Origin of the sequence: Diaphorobacter caeni, assembly GCF_015354245.1 — a bacterium.
Taxonomy (GTDB): Bacteria; Pseudomonadota; Gammaproteobacteria; order Burkholderiales; family Burkholderiaceae_C; genus Diaphorobacter_A; species Diaphorobacter_A caeni.
In genome coordinates, this window is record NZ_JADKYZ010000001.1 from 711,496 (window position 1) to 732,481 (window position 20,986).

Annotated in this window: 19 protein-coding genes; 14 read left to right on the forward strand and 5 right to left on the reverse strand. The window is 64.9% G+C overall.

Translation table 11 applies throughout. The features are described from left to right. The first annotated feature begins 72 nt into the window (after positions 1-72). The 6 genes from ISG32_RS03080 to ISG32_RS03105 all read left to right on the forward strand — a co-directional run bounded on the left by ISG32_RS03080 (position 73) and on the right by ISG32_RS03105 (position 7,403). Positions 73-948, forward strand: coding sequence for a methylglyoxal synthase (locus ISG32_RS03080; RefSeq protein WP_194769523.1), 876 nt, complete (start codon positions 73-75; stop codon positions 946-948). A 303-nt stretch (positions 949-1,251) separates the two neighbouring features. After that, the gene (locus ISG32_RS03085; RefSeq protein WP_194769524.1) at positions 1,252-1,431 is read left to right on the forward strand and encodes a hypothetical protein; all 180 of its coding nucleotides are present in this window, start codon (positions 1,252-1,254) and stop codon (positions 1,429-1,431) included. Further along, positions 1,428-3,752 (forward strand): penicillin-binding protein 1C, encoded by a 2,325-nt coding sequence (gene pbpC / locus ISG32_RS03090; protein ID WP_194769525.1) that lies wholly within the window; start codon positions 1,428-1,430, stop codon positions 3,750-3,752. Before ISG32_RS03085 ends, pbpC begins: the two co-directional genes overlap by 4 nt. Positions 3,753-3,874: 122 nt before the next feature. After that, the gene (locus tag ISG32_RS03095; RefSeq protein ID WP_194769730.1) at positions 3,875-4,732 is read left to right on the forward strand and encodes a DMT family transporter; all 858 of its coding nucleotides are present in this window, start codon (positions 3,875-3,877) and stop codon (positions 4,730-4,732) included. A gap of 119 nt (positions 4,733-4,851) precedes the next feature. Continuing rightward, complete coding sequence (locus tag ISG32_RS03100) at positions 4,852-6,030, forward strand: alpha-hydroxy acid oxidase (protein WP_194769526.1); 1,179 nt, start codon at positions 4,852-4,854, stop codon at positions 6,028-6,030. A 260-nt stretch (positions 6,031-6,290) separates the two neighbouring features. Further along, a complete protein-coding gene (locus ISG32_RS03105) occupies positions 6,291-7,403 on the forward strand; it encodes an OmpA family protein (RefSeq protein WP_194769527.1) in 1,113 nt (370 codons plus the stop codon). Between the two features lie 86 nt (positions 7,404-7,489). Here ISG32_RS03105 and ISG32_RS03110 read toward each other — a convergent pair whose 3' ends face one another. Next, positions 7,490-8,056, reverse strand: a complete 567-nt coding sequence (locus tag ISG32_RS03110; protein WP_194769528.1) for a TetR/AcrR family transcriptional regulator — start codon at positions 8,054-8,056, stop codon at positions 7,490-7,492. Between the two features lie 120 nt (positions 8,057-8,176). On the opposite strand from ISG32_RS03110, the gene ISG32_RS03115 reads away from it, so the two are divergent. From ISG32_RS03115 to dinB, 3 genes are all read left to right on the forward strand, one after another. Then, positions 8,177-8,641, forward strand: coding sequence for a MaoC family dehydratase (locus ISG32_RS03115; protein ID WP_194769529.1), 465 nt, complete (start codon positions 8,177-8,179; stop codon positions 8,639-8,641). A gap of 132 nt (positions 8,642-8,773) precedes the next feature. Then, a complete protein-coding gene (locus ISG32_RS03120; protein WP_194769530.1) occupies positions 8,774-9,724 on the forward strand; it encodes a DMT family transporter in 951 nt (316 codons plus the stop codon). Positions 9,725-9,830: 106 nt separating this feature from the next. After that, positions 9,831-10,994 carry a DNA polymerase IV gene (gene dinB, locus ISG32_RS03125; protein WP_194769731.1) on the forward strand — a complete coding sequence of 388 codons (1,164 nt, stop codon included), beginning with the start codon at positions 9,831-9,833 and terminating at the stop codon, positions 10,992-10,994. A 251-nt stretch (positions 10,995-11,245) separates the two neighbouring features. Here dinB and queF read toward each other — a convergent pair whose 3' ends face one another. From queF to ISG32_RS03145, 4 genes are all read right to left on the reverse strand, one after another. Then, positions 11,246-12,112: an NADPH-dependent 7-cyano-7-deazaguanine reductase QueF gene (gene queF / locus ISG32_RS03130; RefSeq protein ID WP_194769531.1), complete on the reverse strand. Its 867-nt coding sequence runs from the start codon at positions 12,110-12,112 to the stop codon at positions 11,246-11,248. 48 nt (positions 12,113-12,160) lie between these two features. Further along, positions 12,161-13,027, reverse strand: a complete 867-nt coding sequence (locus ISG32_RS03135; protein WP_194769532.1) for a 2OG-Fe(II) oxygenase — start codon at positions 13,025-13,027, stop codon at positions 12,161-12,163. Between the two features lie 41 nt (positions 13,028-13,068). Further along, entirely contained in the window at positions 13,069-13,851 is a 783-nt protein-coding gene (yaaA, locus tag ISG32_RS03140; protein WP_194769533.1) for a peroxide stress protein YaaA, read from the reverse strand. Between the two features lie 147 nt (positions 13,852-13,998). Next, positions 13,999-17,151 carry an Rne/Rng family ribonuclease gene (locus ISG32_RS03145; RefSeq protein WP_194769534.1) on the reverse strand — a complete coding sequence of 1,051 codons (3,153 nt, stop codon included), beginning with the start codon at positions 17,149-17,151 and terminating at the stop codon, positions 13,999-14,001. 212 nt (positions 17,152-17,363) lie between these two features. Between ISG32_RS03145 and ISG32_RS27745 the strand changes: the two genes are divergently transcribed. From ISG32_RS27745 to ISG32_RS03165, 5 genes are all read left to right on the forward strand, one after another. Then, a complete protein-coding gene (locus ISG32_RS27745; RefSeq protein WP_267254013.1) occupies positions 17,364-17,489 on the forward strand; it encodes a hypothetical protein in 126 nt (41 codons plus the stop codon). Positions 17,490-17,755: 266 nt separating this feature from the next. Continuing rightward, complete coding sequence (locus ISG32_RS03150) at positions 17,756-18,781, forward strand: RluA family pseudouridine synthase (RefSeq protein WP_194769535.1); 1,026 nt, start codon at positions 17,756-17,758, stop codon at positions 18,779-18,781. Further along, on the forward strand, positions 18,774-19,442 hold the full coding sequence (locus ISG32_RS03155; RefSeq protein WP_194769536.1) for an HAD-IIIA family hydrolase: 669 nt from the start codon (positions 18,774-18,776) through the stop codon (positions 19,440-19,442). Before ISG32_RS03150 ends, ISG32_RS03155 begins: the two co-directional genes overlap by 8 nt. An 18-nt stretch (positions 19,443-19,460) precedes the next feature. Continuing rightward, positions 19,461-19,844: a Rieske (2Fe-2S) protein gene (locus tag ISG32_RS03160; protein ID WP_194769537.1), complete on the forward strand. Its 384-nt coding sequence runs from the start codon at positions 19,461-19,463 to the stop codon at positions 19,842-19,844. Further along, entirely contained in the window at positions 19,844-20,890 is a 1,047-nt protein-coding gene (locus ISG32_RS03165) for a S49 family peptidase (protein WP_194769538.1), read from the forward strand. The genes ISG32_RS03160 and ISG32_RS03165 overlap by 1 nt, the downstream gene beginning before the upstream one ends. The last annotated feature ends 96 nt before the right edge of the window (positions 20,891-20,986 follow it).

The following is a 20,986-nucleotide window of genomic DNA, read 5'->3' on the forward strand; positions in this document are numbered from 1 at the left end:
TGAGACATTCCCCTTCACGGGATTGCATACATGTTCCAATGGCGCATTTCCAACTGTCCCGGACGCTTTGCCATGCTGATCGGTCTCGCCGCCAACCGTTTGCACCACCAGAACATTGAAGGTGCGCTGTTTGAATTTCTGCGCCATGCCGAGTCGGGGATTCGGGAGTTGGGGATCGGGTTCCATGCCGTGGGACGCACCTACGACGCGATTGCGCAGGCGGGCCTGCTCGCGGACTACGCGCCGCTCACGCGCTATCCACGCGGCAGCCGGGGCGGGCTCATGAAGCTCGTCGCCGAGGTGGTGGGCATGCCGGAGGAGGGGCGCACGCTGGATGGAGCGATCTATCTGATCGATCCGGTGGATCCTTCGTCGATCTTTCCCGAGGCGCTGGCGCTCAAGCGGCAGTGTCTGATCCATTCCAAGCCGTTTCTCTCGACCGTGGCGAGCGCGCGCGACTGGCTGGAGATGGAGCGCATCCATGCGGGTCTGCCGCGCGATCCGGCTGCGGATCGCCTGCATGATTTCGAGAAACAGACCGTCGCGCTGATCGCCCACGATGCGCTGAAACCGACCATGCTGGAGTTTGCGGATCGCAACTTCGATCTGCTCTCGCGCTTTGGCCGCCGCGTGGGCACGGGGACCACCGGGCAGCGGCTCAACGAACTTGCATGGAGCAAGGGCTGGCCAGCGGATCGGGAGTGGGTGCATCGCTTCAACAGCGGACCGCTCGGCGGCGATGCGCAGATCGCCGATCTGGTGCTGGACCGCCGCTGCCAGCGCGCGATCTTTTTTGAAGACCCGCATGTCGCCCGCCAGCACGAGGCCGACATCCAGCTGCTCGAGCGCGCGGTGACGACGGTGACGCACGAGACCGTCTGCGTGACCGCGCCGCACATCGCGCAGCGCTGGTGCGACGCGGCCCTGCTGCGCGCCGGAAGGAAGTAGTTCTTCGATACATTTCGGGGCGCTTCGTGTCACGCAACCGTCATGCGCACGGGCTACATTGATGGGGCTGAAGCGAAGCAACGCAAGCACCTGACACTCGGTGACTGCCACATGCCCCGCATCGGCGCTGAAGTTCCAGTGCGTTGCGCATTGGGCCAATCGCGGGAGCGCCAGCGCCGGTTCGAGGGGAACAGTCCAGCCGCTCGATGGTGATGCAACGCTCCGGTCTCGATACGACGTGATGGACATGGGTATCAGGGACGGGCGTCGCGCCTTTGCGGAGCCGGCCGAATACGTGGCGGTGTGATCAGTGATGATCCGGTCACCGTATCCGGTGCCTTCAGCGGCCGAGGGGGCAAGCGCGTGGTTGCAATGACCATGCAGGATAATTTCCCCCACAGCATTCAAAGCAAACGCACGACCATGGTCGGCGGTTTGCCGGTGGATGAATGCGATGGCAGCTTTCTTCTTTCTCCCTCATGAATTTCTGGCTTGCAGTTTTCTCGCATGACTCGGCGTGCCGACGTGCCCCCGTGTCGGCGCTGCTCGCCTTTGGGGCGCTGACATTCGCCCAGCAGGCGAGCGCCTTGCCGAGCTATGACGAGGTGCGCCAGAACTTCCGTTCATCCGAGACGCTGATCCTGTCGCGTGAGGGCGAGGCGGTTCAGCGCATCCGTACCGACGCGACCGTGCGGCGCGGGCAGTGGATCGCGCTCACGGACGTGTCGCCCGCGCTGCGCACGGCGCTGGTGCTGAGCGAGGACAAGCGGTTCTTTGAACACAGCGGCGTGGACTGGGGCGCCGTGTCGTCCGCCGCCTGGGGCAATCTCTGGAACCAGCGCACGCGTGGCGCGAGCACCATCACCATGCAGCTGGCGGGCCTGCTCGATGGCGACTGGCGGCAGGGGCCGGGTGGGCGCACGGTGGTGCAGAAGGCGGGGCAGGCGGTGGCGGCACAGGTGCTGGACCGGCGCTGGCGCAAGGACCAGATTCTGGAGGCCTATCTCAATCTCGTGCCGTTTCGCGGGGAGCTGGTGGGCATCGACGCGCTGTCGCGCACGCTGTTCGACAAGGCGCCCCGTGGCCTTGACGAGCGCGAGGCGGCCGTGGCGGCGGCGCTGGTGCGCGCCCCCAATGCCCGGCCCGCGCAAGTGGCGGAGCGCGCCTGCGGCGTGCTCAAGGACATGCGCAAGTCGCAGGCCACGAGCTGCGACGCGCTCGATCTGTTCACGGCGGGGGCGCTTCAGCGTCGCGCCTTCGATCCGAGCGAGGGCATCGCGCCGCATTTTTCGCGGCAGTTGTTGGCGCAGCTGCGCAGTCAAGGCACGGACGTGAAGGCGCCCGAGGTGCGCTCGACGCTCAGCGCGCCACTGCAGCGCGTGGCGGTGGAGTCGCTCGCGCGCCATCTGCGCGAACTGCGCGGCCGCAATGTGGAGGACGGCGCCATCGTCGTGCTCGACAACGCCACGGGCGAGGTGCTGGCCTGGGTGGGCTCGTCGGGCATGCTGAGCCAGGCGTCGGAGGTGGACGGCGTGCTCGCGTGGCGGCAGCCGGGCTCGACGCTCAAGCCGTTTCTCTACGCCGAAGCGATTGCCGAAAAGCGGCTCACGGCGGCTTCTCTCATCGAGGATTCGCCCGCCTACATTCCGACTGCGAACGGGCTCTACATTCCGCAGAACTACGACCGCAACTTCAAGGGCTGGGTTTCGGCGCGCACCGCGCTGGCCGCGTCGCTCAACGTGCCGGCCGTGCGCACGCTGGTGATGGTGGGCACCGACCGTTTTCATGAACAGCTCAAGGCGCTGGGCATGCCGCTGCGCGAATCGGGCGGTTACTACGGCTACAGTCTGGCGCTGGGCAGCGCGGAGATCCCGCTGCTGCATCTCACCAACGGCTACCGCACGCTCGCCAACGGCGGACGCTGGTCCGGCGTGATGATGCAGCCTGCGGCAGCGGCCAAAGGCAAGGGCGCTCCGCCGCCCGCGCCGAAGCAGGCGCTGGATGAGGGCGCGGCCTTCATCGTCGGCGACATGCTCAGCGACCCGAATGCGCGGGTGCGCACCTTCGGCACCGACAGCGTGCTCAACACCCGTTTCTGGACGGCGGTGAAGACGGGCACCAGCAAGGACATGCGCGACAACTGGGCGCTGGGCTGGTCGCAGCGCTACACCGTGGGCGTGTGGGTGGGCAACGCGAGCGGCGCGCCCATGCACGACGTGAGCGGCACCAGCGGCGCGGCGCCGATCTGGGCGGAGCTCATGGTCTGGCTGCACCGCAACGAGCGCAACCGCCTACCCAAGCCGCCCGCCAACGTGGTGAAGGCCGCCGTGCAGTTTGGCGCGCTCGATACCGCAGGCAACTGGCTGGAGAGTCCGCGCGAGGAGTGGTTTCTGCGCGGCACGGAGCAGAAGCTGTTCGCCATTGACTCGGTGGAAGCCGCAGCGCAGGCGGCGCGCACGCATTCAGCGGCCGCGTCACCATCCGGCGCGTCGCGTGGCAAGAAGGCCGCGACGCCGAGTGTTGTCCAGAGCATGCCTGCACGGATTCTCTCGCCGGTCTCGGGCACCATCGTTGCGCTGGACCCGGACATTCCGCCCGCGCGCCAGCGTGTGCAGTTCATCGCGACCGATGCGCCCGACGGCGTGCGCTGGCTGTTCAACGGCAAGGAGCAAGGACGCGGCGCGCGCTGGGGCTGGCTGCCCTGGCCGGGGCGCTACAAGGTCGAACTGGTCGACGCCAAGGGCCAGGTGCTCGACGAAACGGCGGTGGAAGTGCGCGGCGCGGGCGTGCGTCAGCAGAAGTAGCGCGAAGTCTGTACCATCGGCTGCATTCCGGTGAGCGCTCTGGCGTTCGGGAGCGGCCCGCTTCTGGTGTGCATCGCCGCGAACGCATTGTCCGCATCCCGCCAACAATTCAACGCTCCGTGCTGCATACCTTCGCTCCGCTTCTGTTCGTGCTGATCTGGTCGTCCGGCTTTCTGGTCGGGCGGGGCGTGGCCTCCCATGCCGATCCGTTCTGGTTTCTGGCGCTGCGCTTTTCTCTGGTGTGCGTGGTGTTCACCGCCGCCGCGTGGTGGGCGCGCGTCGCGTGGCCGCGCGGTGCCAAGCGCGTCGGGCTGCACCTGCTGGCTGGTGCGCTCATGAGCGGCTTCTACCTGGGCCCAAGCTGGTGGGCCATGTCGCAGGGCATGCCTGCGGGCATCATGGCGCTGATCGGCGCGCTGCAGCCCCTGTTCACCGCGCTGATCGCCGTGCTGGTGCTGCACAAGCGCCTGTCGGGCACGACGTGGCTGGGTCTGGCGCTCGGTTTTGGCGGCGTGGCGTTGGTGCTCTGGCCCCGGCTGGCTGCTGCGGACGCGTCGGCGCTTTCGTTGCCGGTGGTGCTGATCGCGGCGGGCAGCATCCTGTCGTTGACGGTCGGATCGATGGTGCAGAAATCGCCACTCGCGGCCCACGATCTGCGCAGTGCAGGCGCGGTCCAGAACATCGGTGCGGTGATCGTGCTGATCGTGATGGCGCTCGTGTTCGGCAAGCCGCACTGGGACAACTCACCGCTGCTCTGGGGCTACTTGGCCTATGCCGTGCTGGTGCTGTCGGTGGCCGGCACCACGCTGCTCATTTGGCTGATGCGCCGAGGCGAGGCCACGCGCACCACGGCGCTGCTGCTGGCCGTGCCGCCGTTGTCGGCGCTGCAGGGCTGGCTGATCTTCGGCGAGACCATGGTGGCCATGCAGATCGTCGGCTTTCTGGTGGCGATCGCCGGTGTGGCGCTGGCGCGGCGCTGAAAAAAATTCAAACGCCCCACAGCAGGCTTCAAACCCGCGCGCATTGCGCAGCGCTACCATTGCCGGATTCCAGATTAGACCCACCCGTGGCGCCTTGCGGCGCGCCGAGGAATACCGCCATGCCTGAACTCTCCAAAATGACCTGTATCGAGGACCTGCGCCAAGTCGCGGAGCAGCGCGTGCCGCGCATGTTCTACGACTACGCGGATTCCGGCTCGTGGACCGAGACCACCTACCGCGCCAACAGTGACGACTTCCAGAAGATCAAGTTGCGCCAGCGCGTGGCGGTGAACATGGAAGGTCGCAGCACGGAAGTGTCGATGGTCGGCCAGAAGGCGAAGATGCCGGTGGCGATCGCGCCCGTGGGCCTGACCGGCATGCAGCATGCCGATGGCGAGATCCACGCCGCGCGCGCGGCGGAGAAGTTCGGCATTCCCTTCACGCTGTCCACCATGAGCATCTGCTCCATCGAGGACATTGCGGAGAGCACGACGGCACCGTTCTGGTTTCAGCTCTACATGATGCGAGACCGCGAAGCCATGTCGCGCATGATCGAGCGCGCACGTGTCGCCAAGTGCAGCGCGCTGGTGCTCACGCTTGATCTGCAGGTGATCGGTCAGCGCCACAAGGACATCAAGAACGGCCTGACCGCGCCGCCCAGGCCCACCATCCCGAACATCATCAACCTGATGACCAAGCCGCGCTGGTGCCTTGGGATGGCGGGCACCAAGCGCCACACCTTCCGCAATCTCGTGGGCCATGTGAAGGGCGTGAGCGACATGAATTCGCTGGCCGCCTGGACCAATGAGCAGTTCGATCCGCGCCTGTCCTGGGAGGACGTGGCCTGGGTGCGCAAGCAGTGGGACGGTCCGCTGATTCTCAAGGGCATCATGGATGTGGAAGATGCGCGCCTTGCCGTGCAAAGCGGCTCCGACGCCATCGTGGTGAGCAACCACGGCGGTCGCCAGCTCGACGGCGCGCCCTCGTCGATCCACGCGCTGCCCGCCATCGTCGATGCGGTGGGCAAGCAGATCGAGGTCTGGATGGACGGCGGCATCCGCGGTGGTCAGGATGTGCTCAAGGCCTGGGCGATGGGCGCACGCGGCACCATGATCGGCCGCGCCATGGCCTACAGCCTGGGGGCTTTCGGCGAGGCGGGCGTGAGCAAGGCGCTGCAGCTTCTGCACAAGGAGCTCGACGTGAGCATGGCGTTCTGCGGCCACACCAGCATCCAGAACGTGGACACGGCAATCCTGCTGCCCGGCACCTTCCCGACCAAGGACACGCCCCAGTACTGAGGCATCCGGCCAAGGAAGCCGCGCTGCCGCGCCATTGTGCGCGGCCCATCTTTCAACGCGTTCAACATCGGCCGCATGTGGCTTTTGCGCGCCTGAGATGTGTCATTGTGTTATTCCCCTCGCGGGAAATTTGCATTGATTTACGCTGCTGCAGGTCCACAAGTGGATGTCCTACAGGCAGGCCGTTTTTCTGATTCCAAACTCCAGCGATCCGTCAGGCCACGCCCGGCGGCTTCCAAACCAAACATAGGAGTGCGGACATGCTGGACAACCTGATTCGAGAGATTGGCACACGCTTCGGCCTCGGCGGAGACCAGGCGCGATCCATCGCGCAAATGCTGCTGGCCTTCATCACCAACCCGGCTTCGGGCGGCATCACGGGATTTCTGTCGCGGCTGCGCAGCGATGGTCTGGAGGGCATGGTGCAGAGCTGGCTTGGCAATTCGTCCACGCCCCAAGTGCCCAGCGGCGCGCAGGTGGAGTCGATGTTCGGTGCCGGTGGTGCAGGCGGCGGTCTGCTGTCCACCATCGTCTCGCGCCTTGATCTGCCGCGCGACAAGGTGGTCGGCGTGGTGGGTGCGCTGCTGCCCAAGCTTCTTTCGTATCTGACGCCCGGCGGTTCCGTGCCCTCCGTGCTGCCTGCGGAAATCACATCGCTTGCGGAAGGCGGGCGAGGGTTGCTGGGCTCGGCGTTGGCCGGGACTGCGGCTGCAGCCAGTGCAGGAGCGGCGAGCGTTTCGTCGGCTGCATCGCAAACCGCCGCTGCGGCCAGCAGCGCGGGCGGTGGCCTCGGAAAATGGATTCCATGGATCATCGGCGCACTGATCGTCATCTTCGGCATCAACTACTGCAGCAAGAAGAAAACCGATCTGGATGCGCCACCGCCCACCCCCACGGCCGCGCCGGCGACACCTGAGGCACCTGCGGCACCCGTCGCTTCGGCACCTGCCGAGCCCGCATCGGTGGCGGCTGCACCGGCTTCTGCACCTGCCGCAAGCGACGCGGCACCGGCCGTTCCCACGGGCGCTGCGGTGCTCGACAGCATGGCGCAGGATCTGCCGATGCTGCGTGTGTTCTTCGACACCGGCAAGACCGACGTTGCCGCCGAGTTCAATGACAAGTCCAAGGCCTTTGTCGATTACCTGAAGGCCAATGCCGATGCGAAGGCGGTCGTCTCGGGCTTCAACGATCCGACGGGCGATCCGGTCAAGAACGCGGAGCTCTCCAAGCAGCGTGCGCAGGCCGTGCAGTCCGCGCTGGTGGCGGCAGGTGTTCCTGCCGATCGCACGGTGCTGGAAAAGCCTGCCGAGACCAGCGATACCGGCGCGACCAACGCCGCATCGCGCCGCGTGGACGTGGTCGTTCGCAAGTAACGTGACGCGCTGACCACACCTGGTCTACCCAAAGCCGCCCGCGCATGTGTGGCGGCTTTGTCATTTTCGAAGGCTCGCAGCGGGGCTCAGTCAGGCTGCGCCAGCAACTGGCTTTTCACCGTGTTCAAAAGCTCGTTGGCCAACTGCGGTCTGTTGACCGCGCGGGCCAGCGTCAGCGCGCCGACGGCGGTGGAGAGCAGGGTGATGGAGTGCTCGCGTGCATGCTCATCAGTCCAGTCAAAGGACTCGGTCATCCTCTCGATCATGGTTTCCAGCGCCTCGGTGAAACTGTCCTGCAGCGCATCACTGCGCGCGACTTCGGGGGCGAGCGAGACCAGCGGGCAGCCGTCGCCCGGATCGTTCAGGTGCGCGCGGTTCAGATAGCGCTCCACGAAGCGCTGCTTGAGGTCGTCATCCGCATGGCGCTTGCGGAACAGGCGCCGCTCGGAGTGGGCGAAGGCGCGTGACAGGGCCTCCGAGGCCAGCGCCTCTTTCGATGAGAAATGCGCGTAGAACGCACCATGCGTGAGGCCAGCGGCCTGCATGATCTCGGCCACCCCCACGCGGTCGAAACCACGCTCGCGAAACAGGCGGGCGGCTTCATCAAGAATGCGTTCGCGCTTCTGCGCGGTTTCACTGGCGGGATAGCGCATGGCGGATTGGCTGGGTTGGGATGGATGCGAGTGTAGTCCGAGTTGTGGATGGAATGATGATCATCATGTATTGAAGTATGATGGTCATCATGAATCAACGGCATTCAGGAGCCATCTTCCATGAGCGAAAAGCTTTACCTTGACGATCTCGTCGTCGGTCAGAAATTCAAGAGCCGCGAGTATCCGCTGGATGCGCAGCAGATCATGGCCTACGCGCGGGAGTTCGATCCGCAGCCATTCCACACCGATCCTGAACAGGCGAAGGACACCTTTTTCCAGGGGCTGGCGGCGAGTGGCTGGCACACCGCATCGATCACAATGAAGCTGGTGGTGGAGAGCCTGCCGATGTCGGCGGGCGTGATCGGCGCGGGCGTGGAGGAGCTGAGCTGGCCGCTGCCGACGCGCCCCGGCGACGTGCTGCATCTTGAATCCGAGGTGCTGGAAATCATTCCCTCGCGCTCCAAGCCTGATCGCGCCATCGTGCGCATCCGCTGCGAAACCCGAAATCAGAACGGTGACGTGGTGCAGAGCTTCATTCCCAAGCTGCTCGCGTTCAAACGTCCAGCCGCGAGCCCCGCCGCCTGACATCGCTGGCCGGGGCGGCTGCCGTCGTCAAACGGTGCGACGCGGTGGGTCGGCGCGCGGCTATGCTTGCAGGCATTGGCATGTGCCGGATCCGGCGCATGTCGCAATGTTTCCTGAAGCCCGTTCCCGTCCATGTCCACAGCCCAGCAAGCCACCTCCACCCTGATCGATTACGCATGGCTGTGGGTGCCCGTCGTGCTGTTCGCGGCGCTGGCGCAGACCGTGCGCAACTCGGCGCAGCGCTCGCTCACGCAGGAGCTGGGCACGCTGTCGGCCACGCTGGTGCGCTTTCTCTACGGTCTCCCGTTCGCGGCGGTCTGGCTGGCGCTCCTGTATCTGTGGCCCGAGAAGACGCCGTCGATTCCGCACATGAGCGGTGCCTATTTCGCTTGGATCGGGCTCGGCGCTTTCTTTCAGGTGGCGGCCACGGCGGCCTTGCTGCTCGCGATGAAGGAGCGCAACTTCGCGGTCGCGATCACGCTGTCCAAGACCGAGGTGCTGCAGGTCGCGCTGTTCGGCGCGGTGTTTCTGCATGAACTGCCGACGCCATGGGCGCTGTTCGCGATGGTGCTTGCGACGCTGGGCGTGTTCCTTCTGTCGCTGCCGCCGCGCGGGCAACTGTTTTCTCTGTCGGCGTGGTTCAGCAAATCAGCCTTGTATGGCATGGCGTGCGGTGCCTGCTTCGCGATAGCGTCCATCGGCTTTCGCGGTGCGGCCATCGAGCTTCATGCCGAAACGCCGTGGCTCTCGGGTGCATGGGGCGTGCTGTTCGCGCAGGCCATGCAGACGCTCGGATTGGGGCTCTGGGTGCAGTTCAGAACCGAGCGCGGCCTCGCGCCGCTGTTTCGCGCGTGGAAGCTGTCGATGGTGGCGGGCTCGATGGGGGCCGCCGCTTCGCTCGCCTGGTTCACCGCCTATGCGATGCAAAGCGCAGCGTCGGTCAGGACCCTCGGCATGGTGGAGGTGGTGTTCAGCTACATCGTCTCGCGCAAGGTGTTCAGCGAGTCGTTCTCGCGCCCGGAGAAGATCGGCATCTCGCTGGTGCTCGTCGGTCTTGTGCTGATCTGCGCGTTCGGGAGCTGAATCCCCCGACGTGCAAGTCGGCCGCGGTTGCGGCAACAATAGCGAGGTGACCGTCTCCAGCAGCGCTTCATCGCCGACCCTCATCCGCCGCATCGCCCATCTCGACATGGACGCGTTCTACGCCTCCGTCGAACTGCTGCGCTACCCGCAGCTCAAGGGCCTGCCCGTGGTCATCGGCGGCGGTCGTCGCTCGGAAGACGAAGCGCTGGTCGCCAAATATGGTGACCGGCTCGCCGACATTCCCCTGGCAGAATTTCCGCTGCTCAAGGACTATGTGGGACGCGGCGTCATTACCACGGCGACCTATCCTGCCCGGCAGTTTGGCGTGGGCTCGGCCATGGGCATGATGAAGGCGGCGCGGCTGTGCCCGCAGGCCATCATGCTGCCGGTGGACTTCGTGCAATACCGCAGGTTTTCGCGGCAGTTCAAGGACATCATTCTCTCGATTGCCCCGCGCATGGAGGATCGCGGCGTGGACGAGGTCTACATCGACTTCACCGACGTCCCCGGCGGCCAGCGCGAAGGCGGGCGGGTGCTTGCAAGGCTGATGCAGAAGACCATCTTCGAAGCGACGGGCCTGACCTGCTCGATCGGCGTGGCTCCGAACAAGCAGATCGCCAAGATGGCGAGCGAATTCAACAAGCCCAACGGCATCTCCATCGTCCACGAGAGCGATTTCGAGACGATGATCTGGCCGCTCGCCTGCCGCAAGATCAACGGCGTGGGCCCCAAGGCGGATGCGAAGCTCAAGAGCCACGGCATAGAGACCATCGGCCAGCTGGCCGCCAAACCACGCGACTGGCTGATTGCCCACTTCGGCAAAAGCTACGGCGCCTGGCTCCACGCGGCAGCCCACGGCCGCGACGACCGCCCGGTGGTGACCGAAAGCGAACCCGTCTCCATGAGCCGCGAAACCACTTTTGACCGCGACCTCCACGCTGTCCACGACAAGGCGGAACTGGGCCGCATCTTCACCGAACTCTGCGTGCAGGTGGCGGCAGACCTGAAACGCAAGGGCTACGCAGGAAAAACCATAGGCATCAAGCTGCGCTACGACGATTTCAAGATCGCCACACGCGACCAGACCATCGACGACTACACGCAGGACGCAGCGACGATCCGCCGATTCGCAGGCTTGTGCCTCAAACGCGTGCCGCTCCACAAACGCCTGCGGCTGCTCGGCGTGAGAGTGGGCAACCTGTTGCCGCAAGATGACGTGGAGCAAGCCAAGGCCGAGCAAAGAAGCGGCGAGAGCGCGTCGCTTTTCTAAAGCCGGCACGAGCAAAGCGAAGTGCCGCGCGCACCTCTGTCCAACTGACTTCCGGCGGTTTTCCGAACGGAGCGACGCAGTCGCGCAGTGAGTTCTGCCGGAGGTATTCAAAGCGCGTTTTGGGTTACCTTTTGCGCGCAAGCAAAAGGTGACTCCGCCGCCGGGCGGAACTCCCGGCCTCAAACCTCAAACCTCAAATCCAAACCCAAACCCAAACCCTCAACCCCTTCAGCAACCGCTGAAAAAAGAACTCACTGCCGCGCATTCCGAAGATTCCGAGGCAACGCCTGCGGATGGCTCGTGCGCAGCGGGTTGATATCCAGTCCCCCCCGCCGCGTATACCGCGCATACACCGCCAACTTGATCGGCCGGCAGCGCGTCCAGATGTCCATGAAGATCCGCTCCACGCACTGCTCATGGAACTCGTTGTGGTTGCGGAAGCTCACGATGTACTTGAGCAGACCTTCCTGATCGATCTGCGCGCCGCTGTAGCTGATCTGCACGCTGCCCCAATCCGGCTGCCCGGTCACGAGGCAATTGCTCTTGAGCAGATGGCTCACGAACTCTTCGCTGACCGGCGCCTCGCCGTGATTTGCGGTGAGCAGCGTCGGATCGGGCGTGTACTGGTCGCAGTCGATGTCGAGGCGGTCCAGCAGCAGGCCCTGAAGTTCGCCCATCCGTTCCTGCTCGAAGTTCTCGGCCAGCACCAGCTTGAGGCCGATGGCGCGCGGCGAGTCGCTGCCGCGCCAGACGGCTTCGCTCACGTCGGCGCGGATGGCGTCGCGCACTTCTTCGACGCCGGTGAAGCGGCTGTTGTTGAAGCTGTTGAGGTAGAGCTTGAATGACTTGCTCTCGACGATGTTCGGGCTCTCGCAGGGAATCGTGAAGTGCGCGAGCGCGACCTGAGGCTTGCCCTTGGCGTTGAGCCAGGAGACTTCATACGCGGTCCACAGATCGGCGCCGAAGAAGGGCGGGGCCTTGTCGTCGACGCCGATTTCAGCACGCTTGGTCGCGCGTGGGATGGGGAACAGCAGCGTGGCGTCGTACTGGTCGGCGTAGGCAGAGGACTTGCCGAGCGGGGATTGCTCCGGCGAGTCGGGAGAGGAGGATACGGTCATTCGCAAAAAAGGCGTGGATAAATGAATGGATGTGGCAGGGGATGTGCGTCAGACGAATTCGCCCTGACGCAGCCACTTGGTGGCAATCCACTTCTCGCCCTCGATCACCGGAGAGCCGCCGTGCAGCGTCTTGGTGCTGGCGTGCGGACGGTCGTAGCTGAAGAAGACGGCATTGCCCTGACGCGGACCGACCTCGAGGTGGATGTCGGGGAACACCGTGCCGCCGCCCTTGACGGGGTTGTTCAGATAAACCACGAGCGTGCCGACGCGCTGGCCGCCGCGTTTGATGATGGTGGAGGTGCCGGGCTCCGCCGGGTCGAAATAGTCGTAGTGCGGCTTGTATTCCGCTCCGGGGCCATAGCGCAGGATCTGCAGGCCTTCTCCGTTTTCGAGCGGCCAGTTCACGAGCCTGGCGATGCGTGCCTCGAGCTTCTTGACGATGTCGTTCTCGCCGCGCTGAAAGAACATGCCTTCGCTGGTGCGGCTCGCGTTGACCTCCTCGCCACCGGTCTTGGTCTCCACCGTCTTGGAGCGCGCCATGCGCGGCTTGGCGGCATCGATGAGCGTCTCGCACTCCTCGCGCGAGAGCAGGTTGCCGAACAGCACGATGCGCGGGCTGGCCACCTCGAGCAGCACTTCGACCTGGCGGTCCCCCACATCGACGAACAGCGGGGATTCCTCCAGCAGCGGCTCGGGCACCGGGCTGGCTTCGGGCAGACCGCTCTGCACGGCGACGGTGTTGAGGTGTTCGCGCAGCACCACTTCCAGCGCATCGATGGCGACGTCCTCGCTCCAGCCCGAATCGGTCATCGACTTGAGCAGGGAAGGCGCGGTGAATCCCGCCTGTGCCTGCGCAATGATCCACTGGCGCAATTCGGGCGTGATGGGCTGCTGCTTGCTGGTGCTGGTCGGCATGGTGCTGAAATTCCTTTGCCTGTGTGTGGCGGTCTGCTTGCTCAATTCTCCGCGAGCTTGCGGCGAAACACCAGACGCTCGGGCGAGGACGATGTGGCGTGAAACGCATAGCCGTCGACATCGAAAGCCTCGAGCTGGTGCGGCGTGACGACGCGGTGCTCGATGGCGTAGCGGGCCATGAGGCCGCGCGCGCGCTTGGCGTAGAAGCTGATGATCTTGTACTGGCCGCCCTTGAAGTCCTCGAACACGCATTCGATCACGCGTGCCTTGAGCGTCTTCAGGTCCACGGACTTGAAGTACTCCTGCGAGGCGAGATTCACGACGACCGGCGTGGTGTCCGCCTGCAGGCGCTTGTTCAGGTGCTCGGCGATGCGCTTGCCCCAGAACTTGTAGAGCGTGGCCCCCGCGCTCGTCTCGAGGCGCGTGCCCATCTCGAGTCGATAGGGCTGCATGCGGTCAAGCGGACGCAGCACGCCATACAGGCCGCTCAGGATCGCCACATGGCTTTGCGCCCAGGCGAGATCGTCGGCGGACAGGCTCTGGGCCTGCAGGCCTTCGTACACGTCGCCATTGAAGGCCATCACCGCCTGGCGCGAATTCTTGGCGGTGAACTTGGGGCTCCAGGTCGCGTAGCGGGCGACGTTCAGGCCCGCCAGCGTGTCGCTGATGCTCATCAGCGAGGCAATTTCCTGCGGCGACTTCTGCTTGAGCACATCGATGAGCTGCTGCGAGTCCGGCACGAACTGGGGCAGCGTGTGCGGCAGATCGGGCGGCAGGGGGGTGTCGTAATCCAGTGACTTGGCGGGGGAGAGGAGAAACAGCATGGGGTGATTTTCGCCTGCAATCGGATTTCGTCATGGAACGTCGGGTTGAATTCAGCCTGCACCCAAAAAAACACCCCGCAACGCAAAGGCGTTCGGGGTGTTCCGTCGTGCAGCCCGGATGGCGTGCATCCGGGACGCGGCGCAGTCTTACTGCTGTTGCTGTTGCTCCTGATCGAACGGCAGGCGCAGTTCGCTCAGGTCGCGGCGGGTTTCCACCAGCACCAGTGGGCCTTCATCGAGCACCACGACAGGCGGGCGCTCTCGCGGCACATGCACCGGCTTGGGCTCGGCGGCGATGGCGGCCTGCACGGCGGCGATCTTGTCGGCGTCGGAGTTCACCCATTGCAGGCCGGAGGCGTTCGCCAGATCGTTCAGCGATTGCATCGGCAGCTCGTAGCTGCGCACGCGCGGCATGCCGACTTCCTGCGCTACTTCGGCCACGCTCTCGGCGATCTTTGCGACCACGACAGGCTGGGCTGCGGGAACCACGATGGCTTCTGCGGATGGCGAGACCACGACGGTCGGCGCTGGCGCGGCTTCCGCAACCGGCGCGGGGGCTGGAGCCGGAGCGGGCGCGACTTCGGGAGCCGGTGCGGGCGCTGCCACGGCGGCGGCTGCCACGGCGGTGCTCTGCGAGAAGTAGCTGCGGCGCACTGGCTCGTCGCTCGCGGTCACGGTTTCCGTGGGCGAGGATGCGCCGTTCGCGTCGGCCGGCATTTCGGCGGCGGGGGCTTGCGCCTCCATGCCGGAATCGGCGCCGGTGCCTGCTTCGCCATTGCCGTTGTTGCGGCCACGACGGTCGCGGCCGTAGCGGTCGCGCGAGCGGCGTTCGCGGCGTTCGCCTTCGGGGGCGTTTGGCGCGCCTTCGGCATTGACGCCGTCGGTGCCCGCGTCGGCATTGCCGCCCAGCGACAGGTCGATGTCGGGCATGGGCATCAGCGGCAGATTGTCCGCCACGGGTGCCGCAGCGTTCGCGTCGATGGTGCGCGGAGTGCGCTCACCACGCTCGCGGCGCTCGCCACGCTGGCCGCGCTCGCCACGTTCACGACGTGGACGGTCACCGTTGTTCACCGCATTTGCGTCATCCGCCGGCATGCCTGCGGAAGCGGATGCATCGAATGCCACGTTCGCGTTGCGCTGCTCGTTGCTGTTGCGGTCACGGCCATTGCGTGGCTCGCGGCGGTTTTCACCTTCCGCGCGTTCGCCACGGTCGTTGCGGCGGTCATTGTTGCGACCTTCCGCGCCCTCGCGTGGTTGGCGCTGTTCGCCGTTGCGCTCGTTGCGACGACCGTTGCGGCCCTCGCCACGGTTCTCCGCGTTCGCGCCCTCCGCACGGCCACCTTCGCGGCTGCCGTCACGGTTCGCGTCGCGGGCGCCGTCACGGTTACCGCCGCGGCGACGGTCGTTGTTGCCACGGCCTTCACGGCGTGGCTCCCGGGCTTCGGCTGCGGGTGCTGCAGCAGGGGCCGCCACGGGAGCGGGTGCGGCAACGGGCGCGGCGGCCGGGCCGAAGCCGAACAGGCTCTTGAGCCAGGCGATGAAGCCCATTTCCTGTGGACGCGCCGGCGCAGCTGGTGCGGGAGCCGGTGCCGGTGGCGTCGCAGGAGCGGCCGAGCCGGTTCGCTGCGACTGCTGGCCGTTGGCACGGGCGGCGGCGCGGGCAGCGGCGTCGGGACGTGGCTCGACCTGCGGAGCGGGGGCATCGGGCAGCACGCCCTTGATGACCGGGGTCTGCTTGTTGGTCGGCTCCTGCGAGCGGCGCGTCACCTTGGTCTGGTCTTCGACTTCTTCGACCAGCTGGTAGCTCGACTGCAGGTCTTCCAGACGCGGATCGTCATGCTTCAGGCGCTCGAGCTTGTAGTGCGGCGTGTCGAGCGACTTGTTCGGGATCATCATCACGTTCACGCGCTGCTTGAGCTCGATCTTCGCGATTTCGGTGCGCTTTTCGTTGAGCAGGAACGAGGCCACTTCCACCGGCACCTGGCAGTGCACGGCGGCGGTGTTGTCCTTCATCGACTCTTCCTGGATGATGCGCAGGATCTGCAGCGCCGAGCTTTCCGTGTCGCGGATGTGGCCGGAGCCGCCGCAGCGCGGGCAGTTGATGTGCGCGCCTTCGGAGAGGGCGGGCTTCAGGCGCTGGCGGCTCATCTCCATGAGGCCGAACTTGCTGATCGAGCCGAACTGCACGCGGGCACGGTCCTGGCGCAGCGCGTCGCGCAGGCGGTTTTCGACTTCGCGGCGGTTCTTGGACTCTTCCATGTCGATGAAGTCGATCACGATCAGTCCGCCGAGGTCCCGCAGACGCATCTGGCGAGCCACTTCGTCAGCCGCTTCCAGATTGGTGCGGGTGGCGGTTTCTTCGATGTCGCCACCTTTGATGGCGCGCGCCGAGTTCACGTCCACCGACACCAGTGCTTCGGTGTGGTCGATCACGATGGCGCCGCCCGAGGGCAGGGTCACCACGCGCGAGTAGGCGGATTCGATCTGGTGCTCGATCTGGAAGCGGCTGAACAGCGGCGCGTCGTCGCGGTAGCGCTTGACCTTGTTCGCGTGCTCGGGCATCACGTGCGACATGAACTGGTGGGCCTGTTCATAGATGTCGTCGGTGTCGATCAGGATGTCGCCGATGTCGCCGTTGAAATAGTCACGGATCGCGCGGATCACGAGGCTGGATTCCTGGTAGATCAGGAACGCGCCACGGGCCGACTTGGCGGCGCCGTCGATGGCGCTCCAGAGCTTGAGCAGGTAGTTCAGGTCCCACTGCAGTTCGGGCGCGGTGCGGCCGATGCCGGCGGTGCGCGCGATGATGGACATGCCCTTGGGGTACGCAAGCTGGTCCATCGCCTCCTTGAGCTCGGCGCGGTCTTCGCCCTCGATGCGGCGCGAAACGCCACCGCCGCGCGGGTTGTTGGGCATCAGCACGACATAACGGCCGGCCAGCGAGATGAAAGTGGTGAGGGCTGCGCCCTTGTTGCCGCGCTCTTCCTTTTCGACCTGGACGATGAGTTCCTGGCCTTCCTTGATCACGTCTTGGATCTTGGCCTGGCTGGGCGAGACGCCTTCGGCAAAATATTGCTTGGAGATTTCCTTGAAGGGCAGGAAGCCGTGGCGGTCTTCGCCGTAGTCCACGAAGCAGGCCTCGAGCGACGGCTCGACGCGCGTCACGACCGCCTTGTAGATGTTGCCCTTGCGTTGTTCGCGTCCCTCGATCTCGATCTCGTAGTCCAGCAGTTTCTGGCCGTCGACGATGGCCAGGCGGCGTTCTTCAGGCTGCGTGGCGTTGATGAGCATCCGTTTCATGATGCGTTTCCTTTTCGTTGTTGTATGCGGGCCGACGCACTGCGTGATCGCAGTTGCTCGCCCCGCCAAAGTTCCATGACAAAAACAGGCTCACACAGAGCCGCCAATGCCTGGCCAACGCAGAGAAACGAAAGGAATTGCCGGAAGTACCTACTGTGGCTGACGCGTCAAAGTGATTTCAATGACAGACGCGTCAGGTGCAAAGGTGGGGCATGGATGAAGGCGAAGCGGATTGCGCGCTGCTTTACCGTGAAGAAAACAGCCTTGGGCGCGATCCGAATGAAAGATTGCGGCGCAGGCAATGCCACGGCCAAAGGCTTGAACCTTTGACTCAGTGACATGATCCAGGCCGTCAAAATCCACATAGTTGTTATCGCTTTGTCCGTCGGTCACCGCGCCTCACAATATCCAGGCCGGGACCAACTCAGATTCCGTATTCAGTGTTTCAATGTGTTAGCCACTGGCGTCCAACGGGTCAAAAACGGGCAATCGCCAGCAATTTTTGTGCGCAAGACGCCTATGGGCATCAACCATGCTGCACGACTCACTGGGCTGGGTGGACTAAACTCCAGACAAATCAACCACTTACACATTCGTCGCGCAGGTGAAACACATTATAGAGGGCAAACAGGCAAAACCCGCCGCCCCAATATCCACATCCACAGTACGCATCGTTGAAGTCGATGCGGAATTCGCTGGGCAGCGACTGGATAACTTTCTGATACGCGAGCTCAAGGGCGTTCCCAAAACCCATGTCTACCGCATCATCCGCAGTGGTGAAGTGCGCGTGAACAAGGGCCGCGCCAGCGCCGATACCCGGGTCGAAGCGGGGGATCTGGTGCGCGTGCCGCCGGTGCGGATTTCCGACAAGGTCGCCGAAAAGGCCGATCGCCCCGCGCCGCCGAGGGAATTTCCCGTGTTGCTGGAAGACGACCAATTGATCGCCATCGACAAGCCGGCCGGTGTTGCCGTGCACGGCGGCAGCGGGGTGAGCTTCGGCGTGATCGAGCAGCTGCGCCAGGCGCGGCCAGCGGCCAAGTTCCTCGAACTCGTGCATCGGCTGGACCGCGAGACGTCGGGCATTCTGCTGGTGGCCAAGCGTCGCTCGTCGCTCGTCGCGCTGCAGGACCAGTTCCGTGAGCGCGAGACCGGCAAGACCTATCTGGCGCTCGTGACCGGCACCTGGCCGGCCAAGCTCAAGGTGATCGACACGCCTCTGCACAAATATCTGCAGGAAGACGGCGAGCGCCGGGTGCGCACGACCACCAAGGAAGACCCGGACGGCATGCGCTCGATCACGCTGGTGAAGGTGCGCTCGACCTGTCCTCCGCGTCCCATGCAGGGGCTGCCCGCGATGAGTCTGCTCGAGGTCACCATCAAGACCGGGCGCACCCACCAGATCCGGGTGCACCTGTCGAGCCAGGGGCATCCGATTGCCGGGGATGACAAATACGGTGACTTCGATCTGAACAAGCGACTGCAGAAGCAGGGGCTCAAACGCATGTTTCTTCATGCATGGCGGCTACAGTTCAACCATCCGGCGACCAGCGAGCGTTGCGAACTGCGCGCCGAACTGCCGCCCGAACTGGCCGATTTTCTGACCACCGAACCCGCTTCTCCCCATGTCTGACAACCCTATCCGCCGTTTCGACCTGATCGCCTTCGACTGGGACGGCACGCTGTACGACTCCACCGCCTGCATCGTGCAGAGCATTCAGGAGGCGGTGCGCGACGTCGGCGGCACGGTGCCGAGTGACGAGGACGCCGCCTGGGTGATCGGCATGGCGCTCGAGCCCGCGCTCGCCAAGGCCGCGCCCGATGTGCCGGTGGAGAAATACCCCGAGCTCGCCAACCGCTACCGCTATCACTATCTGAAGCACCACGACGATCTGAACCTGTTCGACGGCGTGATGCCGATGCTGGACGACCTGCGCAGGCGCGGCCATCTGTTGGCCGTGGCGACCGGCAAGAGCCGGCGCGGGCTCGACCATGTGCTCGAATCCAAAGAGCTGCACGGCGTGTTCGACGGCTCGCGCACGGCCGACGAGACGGCGGGCAAGCCGCATCCGCAGATGCTCAACGAGCTGATGGAGCAGTGGGGCATCGAGCCCGAGCGCACGCTGATGATCGGCGACACCACGCATGATCTGCAGATGGCCGTGCTTGCGGGCTGCGCGAGCGTCGGCGTGGCCTACGGCGCGCATGACACCGCGGGATTTGCGGAATTCCACCCACTGTATGTCGCTGAAACTGTTGCAAATTTGCATCAGTGGCTGCTTGGCAATGCATGATCACTCGGTGAATACAGCATGAACACCACTGAAGGCAATTCCGGCATTGAGCTTTGCGCCAGCGCCGAACTGGTGGATGGCGGCCGCGCCGTCTCGTTCGATGTGCGCTTCGCGGGCGAGAACTGCCGGGCGTTCGCGATCCGCTTCGAGGGGCGGGTGCACGCGTTTCTCAACCGCTGCACCCATGTGTCCATGGAAATGGACTACCAGCCGGATCAGTTTTTCGACGACACTGGGCAATGGCTGCTGTGCGCCACCCATGGCGCGGCCTATCGGCCCGACACGGGGGAATGCGGCGGCGGCCCGTGCCGTGGCGGTCTGGTGAAGATTCCGCTCAGCGAGGCGGACGGCATCGTTCGCTGGCACACCGCAGACAACTTGCAACCAATAGAGTTTGATTGATGACCGATCCCACACGTCCAGATTTCCCCGGGTCACAGAGCGCAGAGCCCGCAGCCCCGGACCTGTGGGGCGGAGCGACGCCCGCGGGAGTGCCTTCTCACGCCAATGCGTCCGGCACTCCGGGTTGGGAGCGTGAGGTGCTTGAGAAGCTGGTGTTGTCGACGCTCAAGGAGCAGCGCTCGGCACGCCGCTGGCGCAATTTCATGCGGCTGGCCTGGCTGCTGGTGATCATCACGATAGCGGTGATCCTGTTCTCCAAGGAGGCCGGCACCGCGAGCAAGACCACGCCGCACACCGCCGTGGTGGACATCAAGGGCGAGATCGCCTCGGGCAACGAGGCCAGCGCCGAATTCGTCGTGGCCGCCATGCGCAGCGCGTTCGAGGATTCGGGGGCGCAGGCCGTGGTGCTGCTCATCAACTCGCCCGGCGGCAGCCCGGTGCAGGCGGGCATCATCAACGACGAGATCGTGCGCCTGAAGGCCAAGCACAAGAAGCCGGTCTACGCGGTGGTGGAAGAAACCTGCGCGTCGGCGGCCTATTACATCGCCGCGGCGGCCGACGAGATCTTCGTGGACAAGGCCAGCATCGTCGGCAGCATCGGTGTGCTGATGGATGGCTTCGGCTTCACCGGCACCATGGAGAAGCTCGGCGTGGAACGTCGCCTGCTGACGGCCGGCGAGAACAAGGGCTTCCTCGACCCGTTCAGCCCCCAGACCGAACACCAGCGTGAATATGCGCAGCAGATGCTCAACCAGATCCATCAGCAGTTCATCTCGGTGGTGAAGACCGGCCGTGGCGACCGCCTGAAGGAGGCGCCCGACACGTTCAGCGGACTGTTCTGGACCGGCCAGCAGGCGGTGGAGATGGGGCTGGCCGACAAGCTGGGCAATCTCGACTATGTCGCCCGCGAGGTGGTCAAGGCCGAGGAGGTGGTGGACTATACCCGCAAGGACAACGTGGCCGAGCGTCTGGTCAAGCGCTTCGGTGCCGCGATGGGCGCGGGCGCGGCGAAGTCGCTGCAGTCATCGGCGCTGCAATTGCGCTGAAACACCGGCTGGAATGAAAAACGGCGCGGCCTGTGAAGGTCGCGCCGTTCTGCTTTTTGCTTTTTGCGTTTTGCTTTTTGCTTTTTGCGTTTTGCT

Coding starts and splice junctions, on each gene's coding strand:
- ISG32_RS03100 (WP_194769526.1), top strand. CDS start 4,852: ATGCCTGAACTCTCCAAAATGACCTGTATCGAGGACCTGCGCCAAGTC.
- ISG32_RS03080 (WP_194769523.1), top strand. CDS start 73: ATGCTGATCGGTCTCGCCGCCAACCGTTTGCACCACCAGAACATTGAA.
- ISG32_RS03105 (WP_194769527.1), top strand. CDS start 6,291: ATGCTGGACAACCTGATTCGAGAGATTGGCACACGCTTCGGCCTCGGC.
- ISG32_RS03135 (WP_194769532.1), bottom strand. CDS start 13,027: ATGCCGACCAGCACCAGCAAGCAGCAGCCCATCACGCCCGAATTGCGC.
- ISG32_RS03165 (WP_194769538.1), top strand. CDS start 19,844: ATGACCGATCCCACACGTCCAGATTTCCCCGGGTCACAGAGCGCAGAG.
- pbpC (WP_194769525.1), top strand. CDS start 1,428: ATGAATTTCTGGCTTGCAGTTTTCTCGCATGACTCGGCGTGCCGACGT.
- dinB (WP_194769731.1), top strand. CDS start 9,831: ATGGACGCGTTCTACGCCTCCGTCGAACTGCTGCGCTACCCGCAGCTC.
- yaaA (WP_194769533.1), bottom strand. CDS start 13,851: ATGCTGTTTCTCCTCTCCCCCGCCAAGTCACTGGATTACGACACCCCC.
- ISG32_RS03145 (WP_194769534.1), bottom strand. CDS start 17,151: ATGAAACGGATGCTCATCAACGCCACGCAGCCTGAAGAACGCCGCCTG.
- ISG32_RS03115 (WP_194769529.1), top strand. CDS start 8,177: ATGAGCGAAAAGCTTTACCTTGACGATCTCGTCGTCGGTCAGAAATTC.
- queF (WP_194769531.1), bottom strand. CDS start 12,112: ATGACCGTATCCTCCTCTCCCGACTCGCCGGAGCAATCCCCGCTCGGC.
- ISG32_RS03120 (WP_194769530.1), top strand. CDS start 8,774: ATGTCCACAGCCCAGCAAGCCACCTCCACCCTGATCGATTACGCATGG.
- ISG32_RS03155 (WP_194769536.1), top strand. CDS start 18,774: ATGTCTGACAACCCTATCCGCCGTTTCGACCTGATCGCCTTCGACTGG.
- ISG32_RS03160 (WP_194769537.1), top strand. CDS start 19,461: ATGAACACCACTGAAGGCAATTCCGGCATTGAGCTTTGCGCCAGCGCC.
- ISG32_RS27745 (WP_267254013.1), top strand. CDS start 17,364: ATGGATGAAGGCGAAGCGGATTGCGCGCTGCTTTACCGTGAAGAAAAC.
- ISG32_RS03110 (WP_194769528.1), bottom strand. CDS start 8,056: ATGCGCTATCCCGCCAGTGAAACCGCGCAGAAGCGCGAACGCATTCTT.